General features: G+C 75.2%; 2 protein-coding genes. Both read left to right on the top strand.

The window, feature by feature from the left end:
* Positions 1-196: 196 nt before the first annotated feature.
* Positions 197-1,390 carry a cytochrome P450 gene (locus ACIRYZ_RS18390; protein WP_402945277.1) on the top strand — a complete coding sequence of 398 codons (1,194 nt, stop codon included), beginning with the start codon at positions 197-199 and terminating at the stop codon, positions 1,388-1,390.
* Between the two features lie 31 nt (positions 1,391-1,421).
* Complete coding sequence (locus tag ACIRYZ_RS18385; protein ID WP_402945274.1) at positions 1,422-18,386, top strand: type I polyketide synthase; 16,965 nt, start codon at positions 1,422-1,424, stop codon at positions 18,384-18,386.
* Positions 18,387-18,391: the final 5 nt, after the last annotated feature.

Below are 18,391 nucleotides of genomic sequence, written 5' to 3'. Positions count from 1 at the left end.
CCGCCGCACCCCATACGCGGGGCCAACGGCCCGCCGCCCCACCGGACCGCTCCGGCGGGGCGGCGCGGCCGCCCCGCGGCACGACCCCATGCTCCGGAAGCAGAACCGAGTCCGTGCCGCGGCCCTGCGCCGTCCTCTCGGGCACTGCGGCACGGGCACGGCCGACCCGATACGGATGGAACGGAGAACGGGCTTCATGACTGAAGCGATCTCGTACGAGGACGCCTGGGCCCGCACGGACAAGTTCGAACCACCCGCGCTCTTCGAGGAGTTGCGCAGGGAGCGTCCGCTGGCCCGGATGACCTACCCCGACGGGCACGTCGGCTGGATCGCCACCAGCCACGAACTGGTCCGGCAGGTGCTCGGCGACCCCCGGTTCAGCCACAACCTGGAGATCGGGCACTTCCCGGTCACCAAGTACGGCGGCCCGGTGCCGCAGTTCCCGGCCATGCCGGGCATGTTCATCCACATGGACCCGCCGGAGCAGACCCGCTTCCGCAAGCTGCTGACCAAGGAGTTCACCAGCCGTGGCGTGGCCCGGCTGGCGCCGGTGATCGAGGCCGCGGCCGCCGAGCAGATCGCCGAGCTGCGCTCCCGGGGCAGCTCCGCCGACCTGCTGGAGGAGTTCGCCAAGCCGTTCGTGCTGAGGGTGCTCGCCCCGCTGATCGGCCTGCCGTACAGCGAGCGGGACCGGTTCGCCGAGGCTCCGGCCGTGATGAACGACCCGTTCGGCGACGCGCAGGCCTCGATGGCCGCGTTCCAGCAGGTCGGCGCGTTCATCCACGAGATCATCGCGGGCAAGAAGGCCGAACCGGGCGACGACATCATCAGCCGGCTGATCGCCAGCGGCGAGCTCACCGACGAGGAACTCGGCAACATCACGGCGCTGCTGCTGTTCGCGGGCTTCGAGACCACCGAGGGCGCGCTCGCCGTGGGCATCTTCGCGCTGCTGCACCACACCGAGCAGCTGGCCGCCCTGCGGGCCGACCCGTCGAAGATCGACGAGGCGGTCGAGGAGATCCTGCGCTACGTCACCGTCAACCAGTACGAGATCTTCCGCACCGCGCTGGAGGACCTCGAACTCGGCGGTGAGACGGTGAAGAAGGGCGAGACCGTCACGGTCTCGCTGCCCGCGGCCAACCGCGACCCCGCCAAGTTCGGCTGCCCCGCCGACCTGGACCTCGGCCGCGACACCGCCGGCCACGTCGCCTTCGGCTACGGCGTCCACCAGTGCCTGGGGCAGAACCTGGCCCGGCTGCAGCTGAAGATCGGCCTTCTCGCCCTGATCGAGGCCTTCCCGGGCCTGCGGCTGGCCGTTCCCGCGAACGAGGTTCCGCTGCGGACCAAGGGGTCCGTGTTCTCGGTCAAGAGTCTGCCCGTCTCCTGGTAACCCCTGACCTCCGGAAGGAGCTCGCGGCAAGGTGCGCCCCGACGTGATCGCCCCGCTCCCGGTCGTCCTGCGGGAGAACGCTGTCCGGTTCCCGGACAAGACGGCTTTCCAGGACGGCCGGAACGCGGTCAGCTACGCAGAACTCGAAGCCCGCACGCGGAGGCTGGCCGGCCACCTGGCCGGTCTCGGTGTGCGGCGCGGCGACCGCGTCGCGCTCTGCCTCGGCAACTCGGTCGAGATGGTGGAGGCCTACCTGGCCGTGGTCCGGGCCGGTGGTGTCGGCGTGCCGGTCAACCCGCAGGCCGGCCCGGCCGAGACGGAGTACCTGCTGGCCGACAGTGGTGCGGTGTTCGCCTTCACCGACACGGGGCGTGCTGAAACGTTTCTGCAGTTGCTCGGGCGGCCCTCGGACACCGTTTCCGTGATCGCCACCGGCTCCGAGGGCACACCGGCCCCGGGTACCGCCCGCTACCAGGATCTCGCCACCACCGAGCCCGCCACCCAGGCACCCGACGACCTCGGACTCGACGAGGTGGCCTGGATGTTCTACACCTCCGGCACCACCGGCCGGCCCAAGGGCGTGCTCTCCACCCAGCGCAACTGCCTCTGGTCCGTGGCCAACTGCTACATCCCCGTGCCCGGGCTCAGCGAGCACGACCGGGTGCTCTGGCCGCTGCCGCTCTTCCACAGCCTCTCGCACATCGCCTGCGTGCTCTCCGTCACCGTGTCCGGCGCCACCGCCCGGATCATGGACGGCAGCTCCGCCGACGACATCCTGACCGCGCTGCGCGAGGACCGCTCCACCTTCCTGGCCGGCGTCCCCACCACCTACCACCACCTGGTCAGCACCGCCCGGCGCACCGGCCTCGCCCTGCCCGACCTGCGGATCGGCCTGGTCGGCGGCGCCGTCACCGGACCCGAGCTGCGCCGCTCCTTCGAGAGCAGCTTCGGCGTGCCCCTGGTGGACGCCTACGGCAGCACCGAGACCTGCGGCGCGATCACCATCAACCCGCCCGACGGTCAGCACGTCGAGGGCTCCTGCGGCCTGCCCGTGCCCGGCGTCGACGTACGGATCGTCGACCCCCGCACCGGCGAGGAGCAGCCCGCCGGGCAGGAGGGCGAGGTCTGGGTCAGCGGCCCCAACGTCATGCTCGGCTATCACAACAGCCCCGAGGCCACCGCCCAGGCGCTGCGGGACGGCTGGTTCCACACCGGCGACCTCGCCCGCCGCGACGAGGACGGCTACTTCACCATCTGCGGCCGCCTCAAGGACCTGGTCATCCGCGGCGGCGAGAACATCCACCCCGACGAGATCGAGTCCGTGCTGCGCGCCGCCGAGGGCGTGGCCGACGCCGGAGTCGCCGCCCGGCCGCACGCCACCCTCGGCGAGGTCCCGGTCGCCTGGGTGGTCCCCGGGCCCGAGGGCATCGACCTCGCCCGGCTGCTCGACCACTGCCGCGGCGCGCTCTCCGCGTACAAGCTGCCCGAGCGGATCCTGGAGACCGGCAGTATCCCCCGGACCCCCTCCGGAAAGATCATTCGCCGCCTGCTCGGCGAGCTGCAGGCCCGGCTGCGGTACGCGGCCGACGGTCACCACGACGGCCTCTACCGGCCGGAGTGGATCCCCGCACCGGAAGCGCCGGAGGCGGCGGACGCGGTGGCGGCAGCGGTGGCGGACGGTCTGCGGTGGGGCCTGGCCGGTCCGGCCGGGACCACCGACGCACTGGCTGCCGACCTGCGCGCGGCGGGCGTCGCCGAGCTGCGGCACTACCCGGACCCGGCGGCCCTCCGGGCGGCCCTGGACGATGGTGCGGCCGCACCCGATCTGACCGTCCTCGTGGGCGCGGATGCGGCGGCCGAGTGGGCCGAGGCGGTCCGGCCGCACCCGAAGGCGCGGCTGCTCGTCCTCACCCGGGGAGCGGTCGCCGCAGGCGAGCGGGACGCCGCCCCCGAGCCGGCCCAGCTCGCGCTCTGGAGCGCGGCCCGGGCCGCGCAGGCGAACGGCGAGAACCTGGCCCTGCTGGATCTCGACCCCCACACGGCGGACGCCGCCCAAGCCGCCGCCGTGCTGGCCGCCGTCGCTGCCGGGCTGCCCCAGGTCGCGCTTCGGGACGGCGCGTTGCTGCACCTCCGGCTGGTCCGCGTGCCGGTCGTGGACCGGCCGGACCCGGCCGCGCCCGGACTCGACGGCACCGTGCTGCTCACCGGCGCCGACACCGCCACCGGCACCGCCCTGGCCCGGCACCTGGTCGCCGCGCACGGCGCCCGGCGCCTGGTCCTGGTGAGTGCGTCGGCCGACGAGCTGACGGTGGAAGGCGCGGAGACCACCCACCTGGTCGCCGACAGCACCGACCCCGGGAAGCTCCGGGCCGCGCTGGCCGGGCTGGGCCACCCCGTGACTGCCGTGGTGCACGCCGCCTCGGACCACAAACTCGGCCGCATGCTCGACGAGTTGACCGATGATCAGCAGATTGCCTCGTTCGTCGTGGTGACCGATGCCGCCGCGACCCTCGGCGCCGTGCCCGAGGACCCCGCCGCAGCCGTCAACGCCGCCCTCACCGAGGCCGTCGCCCGCACCCGCCGGCAGCGCCGGCTGCCCGGCGTCCAGCTCGCGACCGCCGGACCTGAGCAGGCGGCCGCCGCCTTCGACCTGCTGGTCCGCGCCGACGCCACGGCACTGCTCGCCGTCCGGCCGACCGCGACCGACCCGGGCGACCCGGAGCGGACCCCGCTCGACACCCTGCTCGACGGGCTGATCGAGCAGCCGGCCGCCGGGCCCGCCGCCGAGGCCGACGAGACCGTCACCGCCGCCCTGCGGGCCCGACTCTCGGGCCTGGACGAGCGCGCCCAACTGGCCCAGCTCGCGGCCCTGGTCTGCGAGCAGGCCGCCGCCGTGCTCACCCCCGCGAGCACCGAGCCGGTCCTGGCCGGGCGCGCCTTCCGCGACCTCGGCCTCGGCTCGCTCGCCGTGGTGCAGCTACGCAACCGCCTGACTGGGCGCACCGGTCTGCGCCTGCCCACCACCGTGACCTTCGACCACCCGACCCCGGAGGCCCTCGCCGGCCACCTGCGGGCCCGTATCCTAGGCCTGGACACAACAGTTGACGGTCCGTCGCGCCGGCTCGCCGATCCGGACGAGCCGATCGCGATCGTCGGCATGGCCTGTCGCCTGCCGGGCGGGGTGGCGAGCCCGGAGGACCTGTGGCGGCTGGTCGCGGAGAGCCGGGACGCGGTCTCCGCCTTCCCGACCGACCGGGGCTGGGATCTGGAGGGCCTCTTCGACGAGGACCCGCAGAAGGCCGGCACCTCCTACGCCAACCGGGGCGGATTCCTGGACGGCGCAGGCGAGTTCGACGCCGCCTTCTTCGGTGTCTCGCCGCGCGAGGCGGTGGCGATGGACCCGCAGCAGCGGTTGCTCCTGGAGGCCTCCTGGGAGGCCCTGGAGCGTGCGGGCATCGACCCCGGCACGCTGAAAGGCAGTGATGTCGGCGTCTTCTCCGGCCTGATGGGCCAGGGGTACGGGCCGACCGGCACGGCTCCCGCCGAACTCGAAGGCTTCGTCGCCACCGGCACCGCCTCCAGCGTGGCGTCCGGGCGGGTGTCGTACGTGTTCGGGTTCGAGGGCCCGGCGGTGACGGTCGACACCGCGTGCTCCTCCTCGCTGGTGGCCATGCACCTGGCGGCCCAGGCGCTGCGGCAGGGCGAGTGCTCGCTGGCGCTGGCCGGCGGCGCCACCGTGATGGCCACGCCGGGAACGTTCGTCGAGTTCTCGCGGCAGCGGGCGCTCGCGGCGGACGGCCGCTGCAAGTCGTACGCGGAGGCTGCGGACGGCACCGGGTGGGCCGAGGGCGCGGGTGTGGTCGTGCTGGAGCGGTTGTCGGAGGCGCGGCGCAAGGGCCACAAGGTGCTGGTGGTGGTGCGGGGTTCGGCGGTCAACCAGGACGGTGCCTCGAACGGGCTGACGGCGCCGAGCGGTCCGGCGCAGCAGCGGGTGATCCGCCGGGCGCTCGCCAACGCGGGGCTGTCCACGGCGGATGTGGACGTGGTGGAGGGCCATGGCACCGGGACGGTGCTGGGCGACCCGATCGAGGCGCAGGCGCTGCTGGCCACGTACGGTCAGGAGCGGCCCGCCGAACGGCCGCTGTGGCTGGGCTCGTTGAAGTCGAACATCGGTCACACCCAGGCCGCGGCCGGTGTCGCGGGCGTGATCAAGATGGTGCAGGCGATGCGGCACGGCGTCATGCCGGCCACTCTGCACGTGGACGAGCCCTCCTCGCAGGTGGACTGGACGGCCGGTGCAGTACAGCTTCTGACGGAGACCCAGGAGTGGTCGACCGTCGGTCGGCCGCGCCGGGCGGGTGTGTCGTCGTTCGGCGTGAGTGGCACGAACGCGCACGTGATCCTGGAGCAGGCGCCGGAGGTCGAGGCTCCCGAGGTGCCCGCCGTGGACGGTGTGGTGCCGCTGGTGGTGTCGGCGAAGAGCGTGGCGTCGCTCGCCGGGCAGGCGGAGCGGCTGGCCGCCTTCGTGGAGGCCACGGACGAGGCTGCGTTGCCGCTGGTGGCAGGGGCGCTGGTGGCCGGGCGCGCGGTGCTGGGTGAGCGTGCTGTCGTGGTGGCGGGCTCGCGGGACGAGGCGCTGGCCGGGCTCCGCGCGGTTGCTCGTGGCGAGGTCGTGCCGGGTGCGGCCGCTGAGGGCCGGACCGTGCTGGTGTTCCCGGGTCAGGGGTCGCAGTGGGCCGGGATGGGTCGTGAACTGCTGGACTCCTCGCCGGTGTTCGCGGAGCGGATCGCGGAGTGCGCGGTGGCGTTGGCGCCGTGGATCGACTGGTCGCTGATCGAGGTGCTGCGCGGCGAGGCCCCGGCCGAGCTGCTGGAGCGGGTCGATGTGCTGCAGCCGGCCAGTTTCGCCGTGATGGTGGGCCTGGCGGCTGTGTGGCAGTCGGTCGGTGTCGTACCGGACGCCGTGGTGGGCCACTCGCAGGGTGAGATCGCGGCGGCCCACGTGGCCGGGGCGCTCTCGCTGGAGGACGCCGCGCGGGTGGTGGCGGTGCGCAGCCAGGTGATCGCCCGTGGGCTGGCGGGGCGTGGCGGGATGGCGTCGGTGGCGCTGTCGGAGGATCAGCTGGCGGAGCGGCTGGAGCGCTGGGGCGGTCGGGTCGAGATCGCGGCCGTGAACAGCCCGTCCTCGGTGGTGGTGGCCGGTGACGCGGAGGCGCTGGACGAACTGGTCGAAGCCTGGGGCGCCGAGGGCGTCCGGGTGCGCCGGATCGCGGTGGACTATGCCTCGCACACCCGCCATGTCGAGCTGGTGGAGCAGGAGTTGGGCGAGGCGCTGGCGGGGGTGACCGCTGCGGCGCCGCTGGTGCCGTTCTTCTCCACGCTGCTGGGGGAGTGGGTCCGGGACGCCGGTGTGCTGGACGGCGGGTACTGGTACCGCAACCTGCGCGGCCGGGTCGGATTCGGCGCTGCCGTAGCGGAGCTGGCGGCCCAGGGCTTCGGGGTGTTCGTGGAGTCCAGCGCCCACCCGGTGCTGGTGCAGCCGGTCAGCGAGGTCGCGGACGGAATCGACGGAGCATCGGTCGTCGTCTCCGGTTCACTGCGTCGCGAGGACGGCGGCCCGCGCCGGCTGCTGGCCTCGATGGCCGAACTGTTCGTGCGTGGCGTCCCGGTCGACTGGACCGCCGTCCTGCCGGCCGGCGCCACCGACGGGCACCTGGACCTGCCCACCTACGCCTTCGACCACCAGCACTACTGGCTGCAGACCGCGCCCGAGACGGATGCGGCCTCGCTGGGCCAGGCCGCGGCCGACCACCCGCTGATCGGCGCGCTGATCGGCCGGCCGGACCCCGGCGGTTTCCTGACCACCTCCCGCTGGTCCGTGCGCACGCACCCGTGGCTGGCCGAGTACGCCGTCGGCAGCGCCGTCATCGTGCCGAGCGCGGCGCTGGTCGAGCTGGCCGTCCGGCTCGGCGACGAGGTCGGCAGCCCGGTCCTGGAGGAGCTGACCGTCGACCGGCCCGTGGCGCTGCCGCTGCGTGGCAGCAGGGTCGTCCAGGCGTCCGTCGGCGAGCCCGACGGACAGGGTCGGCGCTCGATCGAGGTGTACTCGCGGGCGGAGAACTCGGCGTTGGACGCCGAGTGGACCCGCCACGCGACCGGCACCCTGACTGTCGTGGCCGCCCCGAGCGGCGTGGCCGCCGCCGACCAGCCGGCCACCGAGGCCGAGGTCGCGCTGGACGAGGCGCTCGGCGACGCCGACCGCTACGGCCTGCACCCGGCGCTGCTGGACGCGGCGGTCCGCACGGCCGTCCCCGAAGGCACGGCCGCCACCCGCTGGCAGGGCGTGACCCTGCTGGCCGCCGGTGCCGCCGCCGTCCGGGTGCGCTCGGTGCGCACGGCGGACGACACCACCCGGCTTGAGCTGGCCGACGGCACCGGCGCGCCTGTGCTGACCGTGCACGCGGTGCTCACCGAGCCGTTCTCACCCGTCGGTGCGGGGCTCGCCGAGGAGGCCGGCCGGGACGGCCTGTTCCGCGTGGACTGGGTCGAACTTCCCACGGCCGAGCGCGAGTCGGAGCTGACCGTCGCCGAGGTCGCGGCCGCCGCCGAGCTGCCCGAGCTCGCTGCGGCCGGCGCGAGCCCGCCGGACCTGGTGCAGTACCGGGCCGAGCGGGCCCCCGGCGACCCGCGCGGGGCGGTCGCCGCCGCGCTCGCGGTGCTGCAGGCCTGGCTGGCCGAGCCCGAGTTGGCGTCCACCCGGCTGGTGGTCACGCTCTCCGGGGACCCCGAGGACCTCGCCGAGGCGGCCGTCGCGGGTCTGTTGCGCTCGGCCCAGTCCGAGCACCCGGACCGGATCACGCTGGTCGAGTGCGACCAGGCCGACGACGAGGCGCTGCTGGTCGCGGTCGCCGCGGCGAGCGCTGCCGGTGAGCCGCGGGTGCGGGTGCGCGGCGGGGCGGTCTCCGTCCCGCGGCTGGTCCGCGCCGCCGTGCCGGACGAGCCGCGCGGGGAACTCGACCCCGAGGGAACGGTGCTGATCACCGGCGGCAGCGGGACGCTCGGTGCCCTGACGGCCCGCCACCTGGTTGACGCATACGGCGCCCGGCACCTGCTGCTGGTCAGCCGGAAGGGCCCGGACGCCGAAGGCGCGACCGAGCTGCGCGAGGAACTGACCGCGCTGGGCGCCACCGTCACCGTCGCCGCGTGCGACGTGGCCGACCGGGATGCCGTCGCGGCGCTGCTCGCCACCGTGCCGACCACGCATCCGCTGACCGCCGTCGTGCACACCGCCGGCGTGCTCGACGACGGGGTGGTCACCGCGCTGAGCGCCGAGCGGGTCGACACCGTGCTGCGGCCGAAGCTGGACGCCGCGCTGCACCTGCACGAGCTGACCCGGGACGCGGACCTCGCCGCCTTCGTGCTGTTCTCCTCGGCCGCCGGCGTGCTCGGCAATCCCGGCCAGGGCAACTACGCGGCGGCCAACGCCGCGTTGGACGCGCTCGCCGTTCACCGCCGCCGGCTCGGCCTGCCGGGCGTCTCGCTCGCCTGGGGCTACTGGAGCGAGGTCAGCGGCATGACCCGGCATCTCGGTGCCGCCGACCTGCAGCGCACCCGACGCCTCGGCATGGTCGGGCTGACCGCGGCCGAGGGGACGGCGATCCTCGACACGGCCCTGCGTGCCGAGCACGCGGACGGCGAGAGCGCCGCCCTGGTTGCCGCCCGGTTCGACCTGCCCGCCCTGCGCGCCGCCGCCCGCTCCGGGGCACCCGTGGCACCCCTGCTGCGCGGCCTTGCCCCCGCGCCCCGGCGCACCGCCAACCCCGCGCAGGCCGCCCGGACCGGCGCCCTGCGCGAGCGCCTGGAGCAGCTGGGCAGCCGGCAGCGGACCGACGCGCTGGTGGAGCTGGTGCGGTCGAGCGCTGCCCAGGTGCTGGGCCACGCGACGGCCGAGGCGGTCCGGGCCGACCGCGCGTTCAAGGACGCCGGGTTCGACTCGCTGACCGCCGTCGAGCTGCGCAATCGGCTCGCCGCCGCGACCGGGCTCACCCTCTCCGCCACCCTGGTCTTCGACTACCCGAAGCCGGTGGCGCTCGCCGAGCACCTGCGCGAGCGGTTCTTCGGGGCGGCGGAGTCCGCGGGCCGCGCCGCGGACCAGGCTCCGCCGCGCCCGGCGGCCGGCGCCGACGACCCGATCGCGATCGTCTCGATGGCCTGCCGGTTCCCCGGCGGCGTGGCCGGCCCCGAGGACCTGTGGCGGCTGGTGGCCGACGGCGTCGATGCCGTCGGCGAGTTCCCCGCGGACCGGGGTTGGGACATCGACCGGCACTACGACGCCGACCCGGACAGCACCGGCAAGACCTATGTGCGGCACGGCGGTTTCCTCGCCGACGCGACCGGGTTCGACGCCGCGTTCTTCGGCATCTCGCCGCGCGAGGCGCTCGCCATGGACCCGCAGCAGCGGCTGCTCCTGGAGACCTCCTGGGAGGCCCTGGAGCGCGCCGCGATCGACCCGAGCGGGCTCGGCGGCCAGGACGTCGGCGTTTTCGTCGGCGTCAACAGCCAGGACTACACGGTGCGCACGCACCACGCCTCCGGCGTCGAGGGCTTCCGGCTGACCGGCAACTCCGGCAGCGTGCTCTCCGGCCGGATCGCCTACCAGTTCGGCTTCGAGGGCCCGGCCATCACGATCGACACGGCCTGCTCCTCCTCGCTGGTCGCGCTGCACCTGGCGACCCGGGCGCTGCGGCAAGGCGAGTGCTCGATGGCTCTGGTCGGCGGCGTGATGGTGATGGGCAACCTGGAGACCTTCGTCGAGTTCTCCCGGCAGCGCGGCCTCTCCCAGGACGGCCGGTGCAAGGCCTTCGCGGACGCGGCGGACGGCACCGGCTGGTCCGAGGGCGTCGGCGTGCTGCTGGTTGAGCGGCTCTCGGACGCCCGCCGCAACGGCCACCAGGTGCTCGCGGTGGTCAGCGGCTCGGCCGTCAACCAGGACGGCGCGTCCAACGGGCTCACCGCGCCCAACGGGCTCTCCCAGCAGCGGGTGATCCGCCGGGCGCTCGCCGACGCCGGCCTGTCCGCCGCGGAGGTGGACGCGGTGGAGGCGCACGGCACGGGCACCGTGCTGGGCGACCCGATCGAGGCGCAGGCGCTGCTGGCGACCTACGGCCGGGACCGCGACCCCGAGCACCCGCTCTGGCTCGGCTCGGTGAAGTCCAACATCGGCCACACCCAGGCGGCCGCCGGTGTCGCCGGGATCATCAAGATGGTCATGGCGATCAGGCACGGCATGCTGCCCCGGACGCTGCACGTGGACCGGCCGTCCAGCCAGGTGGACTGGTCGGCGGGCGCGGTGGAACTCCTCACCGAGGCCCGGGAATGGCCGGAGAGCGGGCACCCACGCCGCGCCGGGATCTCCTCCTTCGGCATCGGCGGCACCAACGCCCACGTGGTGATCCAGCAGGCGCCGGCGGTGGACTCCGCGCAGGTTGACGAGCCGTCTACCCATTCCTCGCCGATTGGCGAGCCGTCAGCTCCGCTTGCGCTTCCGCAGGACCCGGCCGTGTTCCCGGTCCCGTTGTCGGCCCGGACCGCGACCGCCCTGCACGGGCAGGCCGAGCGGCTCGCCCGGTTCCTCGAAGCCCGCCCCGAACTCCCGCTGGCCGACACCGCCCACGCCCTGGCCACCGGCCGGGCCCGGCTCGACCACCGGGCCGTGCTGCTCGCCGCCGACCGGCAGCAACTCGCCGACGGGCTGCGAGACCTCGCCGCCGGCACGCCCACCGCAGCCGCCGTGACCGGCACGCCCCAGGAGGGCAAGCTGGCCTTCCTCTTCACCGGCCAGGGCAGCCAGTGGGCCGGCATGGGCCGGGAACTCGCCGACCGCCACCCGGTGTTCCGGGAGGCCTTCGCCGCCGCCTGCGCGGCCGTCGAACTCCACCTGGCCGACGCTCGGTTGGACGGCGAGCCGGTGCGGCCGCTGCGCGAGGTGGTGTTCGCCGAGCCGGGAAGCGCCGAGGCCGCACTGCTCGACCGCACCCTCTACACCCAGGCCGGCCTGTTCGCCCTGGAGACCGCGCTGTTCGAGCTGCTCGGCTCCTGGGGCGTGCGCCCCGACCTGGTCGCCGGGCACTCGGTCGGCGAGATCGCGGCCGCCCACGCGGCCGGCCTGCTGGACCTCGCGGAGGCGGGCCGACTGGTCGCCCACCGCGCCCGGTCGATGCAGGCCCTGCCAGAGGACGGCGCGATGGTGGCGGTCCAGGCGAGCGAGGCCGAGGTCGCGCCGCTGGTGGCCGCGGCCGAGGGCGAGCTGGCGATCGCCGCCGTCAACAGCCCCGACTCCGTGGTGCTCTCCGGCACCGAGGCGGCCGTGCTGACCGCCGCCGCCCAGCTGGCCGAACTCGGCCGAAAAACCAAGAGGTTGGCTGTGAGTCACGCCTTCCACTCGCCGCTGATGGCGCCCATGCTCGACGGGTTCCGCACTGCCCTCGCGGGCCTGCGGCCCCGGCCGGCCGGCATCCCCGTGGTGTCCACCCTGACCGGCGGACCCGCCGAGCAGGGCCGGTTCGGCACCCCCGAGTACTGGGCCGACCAGGTGTGCGGGACCGTACGGTTCGCCGACGCGGTCGCCGCGCTGCGCGAACAGGGTGTCGGCACCTTCCTGGAGATCGGGCCCGGCGGCGCGCTGACCGCGCTGGCCCTCGGCACGCTCGGCCCCGACCACCGCGGCTGCGTCGCCACCCTGCGCCAGGACGGCTCCGAGTCGGCCGCCGTGCTCACCGCACTTGCCGAACTGCACGTGCGCGGTGCCGCGCAGATCGACTGGACCGCCGTGCTCGGCGCCCCGGCCGAGGCCGTCGGCACCGAACTGCCCACCTACGCCTTCCAGCACCAGCGCTTCTGGGTCGACGTCGAGCCCTCGGCCGTGGACGCGGAGGCGCTCGGCGCCCGCAGCACCGGCCACCCGCTGCTCGGCACGGCCGTCGAACTGCCCGACGGGCCCGACAGCACGCAGGTGGTGCTCACCGGGCGGATCGACCGGGGTGCGCTGGAGAAGCTCGGCGGCCTGATCGACCCCGCCACCGGGACCGCCTCCGCCGCCCTGCTGCTCGACCTGCTGGTGCACGCCGGCACCGAGGCGGGCAGCGGCGCCGTCGAGCAGATCGCCGTCGACGCGCCGCTCACCGTGCCCGAGCACGGCCACCTGCAGCTCCGGGTCCGGGTCGAGACCCCGGGTGCCGACGGGCTGCGCCGGGTCGCCGTGCACAGCAGGGCGCACCGGGCGGACGAGGCCGCGCCGGACGGCGGCTGGACCCGGCACGCCGGGGCCCTGCTCCGTCCCGGCCTGCCCCACCCCGCCTTCGACCTGCGGGACCGCCCGGACACCGCGGCGGCCGGCGGCGGCCTGCTGGAGCACGACGGCCGGCTCTTCGCCGACCTCGCGCTGCCCGCCGAACTCGGCGACAGCGCCGAGGCGTTCGCGCTCCACCCGGTGCTGGTCGACCGCGTGCTGCGGCTGCTCGCCGCCCGCACCGGCGAATTCGGCGCCGGGTTCGAGCTGACCGCCTGCGCCGACCTCGCCGTCTACGCCGAGGGCGCCGTCGCACTGCGGATGCGGGTCACGCCCGTCGAAGGCGGCCGCCACTTCGTGGAGCTCGCCGACCACACCGGCGAACCGGTTGCCGCGCTGGGGCCGCTGACGCTGGATCAGCTCGCCGCGGCCGGCCCGACGGAGGCCGCCGCCCCCGTCGAGCCCGCCTGCGCCGACGCTGCCGACGCCGCCGCCGGGCCACTGGTCCGGCGCGCGGTCGGCCGGCCGACCGTTGGGAGCAGCCCGCTGGCCGACCGGCTCGCCGCCCTCGGCGAGACCGAACAGCTGCGCCTGCTCATGGAGTTGGTGCAGGAGAGCGCCGCCGTGGTGCTCGGCCACACCGGCACCGGGGCGCTGGCCGAGAGCCAGTCCTTCCGGGACCTCGGCTTCGACTCGCTGAGCGCCGTCCGGCTGCGCAACCGGCTGCACGACTACACCGGCATGAGCCTGCCCAGCAGTCTGGTGTTCGACTACCCGACCCCGGCCGCCCTGGTCCGCCATCTGCGCACCGAACTCCTCGGCGACGAGGCCGCCACGGGTGACCCGTCGCCGCAACGCAAGGCCGACCCGGACGAGCCGATCGCCATCATCGCCATGAGCACCCGGCTGCCCGGCGGTGTGAGCACCCCCGAAGAGCTGTGGAACCTGGTGGCCGAGCAGCGCGACGCGCTCTCCGGCTTCCCCCAGGACCGGGACTGGGACGTGGACAAGCTCTACCACCCGGACCCGGCCCACCCCGGCACCACCTACACCCGGGTCGGCGGATTCCTGCACGACGCGGCGCAGTTCGACGCCGGGTTCTTCGGGATCTCGCCGCGCGAGGCGCTCGCCATGGACCCGCAGCAGCGGCTGCTGCTGGAGACCTCCTGGGAGGCGCTGGAGCGCGCGGGCCTCAACCCGCTCGCCACCCGAGGCCAGGACATCGGCGTCTTCACCGGCATCGTGCACCACGACTACGTCACCCGGCTGCGGCAGGTCCCGGACGACGTCCAGGGCTACGTGATGACCGGCACCTCGTCCAGCGTGGCCTCGGGCCGGGTGTCGTACGTGTTCGGGTTCGAGGGCCCGGCGGTGACCGTGGACACGGCCTGCTCCTCCTCGCTGGTGGCCATGCACCTCGCGGCCCAGGCGCTGCGGCGCGGCGAGTGCTCGCTGGCGCTGGCCGGCGGCGCCACCGTGATGGCCAGCCCCGACGCCTTCGTGGAGTTCGCCCGCCAGCGCGGCCTCTCCGCCGACGGCCGGTGCAAGGCCTACTCCTCGACCGCCGACGGCACGGGCTGGGCCGAGGGCGTGGGCGTGGTGCTGCTGGAGCGGCTCTCCGAGGCCCAGCGCAACGGGCGCCGGATCCTCGCCGTGCTGCGCGGCAGCGCCGTCAACCAGGACGGCGCCTCCAACGGCCTGACCGCGCCCAACGGGCCCTCGCAGCAGCGGGTGATCCGCCGCGCGCTGGCCGACGCCGGACTCACCCCGGCTGACGTGGACGTGGTGGAGGGCCACGGCACCGGCACCTCGCTGGGCGACCCCATCGAGGTGCAGGCCCTGCTGGCGACCTACGGCCAGCAGCGGCCCGCCGAGCGGCCGCTGTGGCTGGGCTCGTTGAAGTCGAACATCGGTCACACCCAGGCCGCGGCCGGTGTCGCGGGCGTCATCAAGATGGTGCAGGCGATGCGGCACGGCGTCATGCCGGCCACCCTGCACGTCGACACCCCGACCCCGCAGGTGGACTGGACGGCCGGCGCCGTCGAGTTGCTGACCGAGGCGCGGGAGTGGCCGGCCGACGGGCGGCCGCGCCGGGCCGCCGTCTCCTCCTTCGGTGCGAGCGGGACGAACGCGCACGTGATCCTGGAGCAGGCGCCGGAGGTCGAGGCTCCCGAGGTGCCCGCCGTGGACGGTGTGGTGCCGCTGGTGGTGTCGGCGAAGAGCGCGGGTTCGCTGGTCGCGCAGGCCGAGCGGCTGGCCGCCTTCGCGGAGGCGGACCGGGCCCCGCTGCCGCTGGTGGCGGCCGCGTTGGTGGCCGGGCGTGCGGTGCTGGGTGAGCGTGCGGTGGTGGTGGCGGGGTCGCGGGAGGAGGCGCTGGCCGGGTTGGGTGCGCTGGCGCGGGGCGAGTCGCACCCGGGTGTGGTGAGCGGCGGGGCGGCCGCGCTGGGCAAGGCCGCGTTCGTCTTCCCGGGTCAGGGGTCGCAGTGGGCCGGTATGGGGCGTGAGCTGCTGGACTCCTCGCCGGTGTTCGCGGAGCGGATCGCGGAGTGCGCGGTGGCGTTGGCGCCGTGGATCGACTGGTCGCTGATCGAGGTGTTGCGTGGCGATGCTCCTGCGGAGTTGCTGGAGCGGGTCGATGTGCTGCAGCCGGCCAGTTTCGCGGTGATGGTGGGCCTGGCGGCTGTGTGGGCGTCGGTGGGTGTGGTGCCGGATGCGGTGGTGGGTCACTCGCAGGGTGAGATCGCGGCGGCGTGCGTGGCTGGGGCGCTGTCCCTGGAGGACGCCGCGCGGGTGGTGGCGGTGCGGAGCCAGGTGATCGCCCGTGGGCTGGCGGGGCGTGGCGGGATGGCGTCGGTGGCGCTGTCGGAGGATCAGCTGGCGGAGCGGCTGGAGCGCTGGGGCGGTCGGGTCGAGATCGCGGCCGTGAACAGCCCGTCCTCGGTGGTGGTGGCCGGTGACGCCGAGGCGCTGGACGAACTGGTCGAAGCCTGGGGCGCCGAGGGTGTCCGGGTGCGCCGGATCGCGGTGGACTATGCCTCGCACACCCGCCATGTCGAGGCGGTGGAGCAGGAGTTGGGCGAGGCGCTGGCGGGGGTGACCGCTGCGGCGCCGCTGGTGCCGTTCTTCTCCACGCTGCTGGGGGAGTGGGTCCGGGACGCCGGTGTGCTGGACGGCGGGTACTGGTACCGCAACCTGCGCGGCCGGGTCGGATTCGGCGCTGCCGTAGCGGAGCTGGCGGCCCAGGGCTTCGGGGTGTTCGTGGAGTCCAGCGCCCACCCGGTGCTGGTGCAGCCGGTCAGCGAGGTCGCGGACGGAATCGACGGAGCGTCGGTCGTCGTCTCCGGTTCACTGCGCCGCGAGGACGGTGGCTCGCGCCGGCTGCTGGCCTCGATGGCCGAGCTGTTCGTGCGCGGCGTCCCGGTCGACTGGTCGGCCGAACTGCCGACCGCCGGCCATGTCGACCTGCCCACCTACGCCTTCGAGCGCCGGCACTACTGGCTCCAGGAGGCCGAGGGCACCGAGGACGGCAGCGCGGCCGCCGAGGGAGCGGACGCCGACTTCTGGACCGCGGTCGAGCAGGCCGACGCCGACTCGCTCGCCGGGCTCCTCGCGCCCGACTCGGCCGGCCTGCGGGAGGCGCTGCGCACGGTGGTGCCCGTCCTCGCGGACTGGCGCGGCAAGCAACGGCAGCGCTCCAGCGCCGAACGGCTGCGCTACGGCGTGACCTGGCGGCCGCTGGAGCGCGAGGCGGCCGGAGTGCCCGCGGGCCGCTGGCTCGCCGTCCTCCCGGCCGGCGCCTCGGCCGAGGCCGCCGGCTCCCCGGCGGGCGAGCTGCTCGCGGCGCTCACCGCGCAGGGCCTGGACGTGGTGCCGCTGGAGTCGGCGCCCGCCGAGCCGACCCGCGCGGGACTGGCCGAACGGCTGGCCGAGGCCCGATCCGAGCACGCCCCGGCCGGGGTGCTCTCGCTGCTGGCCGTCACCGAGCAGGCGGCCGACGCGGCCGCCGCCCCCGCACTCACCGCGCAGACCCTCGCCCTGGTCCAGGCCCTCGGCGACGCCGCGGTGGACGGACCCCTCTGGTGCCTGACCCGGGGCGCCGTCAACACCGGCGTCCAGGACAGCGTCACGGCGCCCGGCGCCGCCGCACTCTGGGGCCTGGGCCGGGCGGCCGCGCTCGAACACCCGGACCGCTGGGGCGGCCTGGTCGACCTGCCGGCCGCGACCGCCGACGCCCGGACCGCCCAGTACCTGGTGGGCGTGCTGAACGGCGCCAACGACGACGACCAGCTCGCCGTCCGCCGCTCCGGCGTCTACAGTCGCCGGCTCACCCGCAAGCCCGCACCCGAACCGAGCACCAGCGGCTGGCAGCCCAGCGGCACCGTGCTGGTCACCGGCGGCGCGGAGGCGCTCGGCCGGCACGCCTCGCTCTGGCTGGCCCGGTCCGGCGCCCAGCACCTGATCGTCACCACCACCGCGCCCGCACCCGCCGACGCCGTGGACACCCTGCGTGCCACGCTCGCGGCCGACGGGCTGGCCACCACCGTCGACTGGTGCGCGGACGGCGACCGGGCCGAACTGGCCCGGCTGATCGACCGGGCCCCGGCGGACCAGCCGGTCACGGCCGTCGTGCACGCCGCCGACACCAGCTGGACCAGCAGCGTCGCCGACACCGGCCTCGCCGACCTCGCCGAGGTGTTCGCCGGGAAGGTGGAGACCGCCGCCTGGCTCGACGAGCGGTTCGCCGACCCGGACGGCCCGCTCGACGCGTTCGTCGTCTTCTCCTCCATCGCCGGTATCTGGGGCGGTGGCGGGCAGGGCGTCTCGGGTGCGGCCAACGCCGTGCTCGACGCCCTGGTGGAGCGCCGGCGCGGCCGTGGTCTGGCCGCCACCTCGATCGCCTGGGGTGCGCTGGACGAGGTCGGCACCGGCATGGACCAGGAGACCCTCACCCAGCTGCGCCGCCGCGGCGTGCTGCCGATGGCCGCGCAGCTCGCCACGGCCGCCCTCGAACAGGCCGTCGAGGCCCGGGAGAAGGCCGTCACGGTGGTGGACATGGACTGGGCGGCGTTCGTCCCGGCGTTCACCTCGGCGCGGGTCAGCCCGCTGCTCGCCGACCTGCCGGAGGCCGCGGCCGCGCTGCGCGCCGCCCAGCCCGACACCGAGGACACCGGCACCGCCGCCTCGCTGTCGGACTCGCTGCGGGACGTCCCGGAAGCCGAGCAGAACCGCATCCTGCTCCGGCTGGTGTGCGGGCAAGCGGCGACCGTCCTGGGCCACAGCAGCGGGGAGAGCATCGGGGCGCAGCAGGCCTTCCAGGAGGTCGGCTTCGACTCGCTCGCCGCCATCAACCTGCGCAACAGCCTGCACGTGGCCACCGGCCTGAGACTGCCCGCCACGCTGATCTTCGACTACCCGACACCCGGCGCCCTGGTCGGCTACCTCCGCTCGGAGCTGCTGACCGAGCCGGCCGGCGAGCTCCCGGACGGCCGGGAGGAGGACCTGCGGCGGGCACTCGCGCAGGTCCCGCTCGCCCGGTTCCGGGAGGCAGGGGTACTGGACACCCTGCTCGCGCTCGCCGCACCCGAGGACGGCCCCGACTCCGGGGCGGCCGCCGATCCGGCACAGCCGCAGGCCGGGGACGACCTCGACCTGATCGACGCGATGGACATCGCCGGCCTGGTGCAGCGCGCCCTCGGCACCACCGAGTGACCCAC

This window comes from Kitasatospora sp. NPDC101155 (assembly GCF_044768305.1).
In the GTDB taxonomy this organism is placed as follows: domain Bacteria; phylum Actinomycetota; class Actinomycetes; order Streptomycetales; family Streptomycetaceae; genus Kitasatospora.
This window is presented reverse-complemented; position numbering and strand designations above follow the sequence as displayed.

Coding starts and splice junctions, on each gene's coding strand:
- ACIRYZ_RS18390 (WP_402945277.1), top strand. CDS start 197: ATGACTGAAGCGATCTCGTACGAGGACGCCTGGGCCCGCACGGACAAG.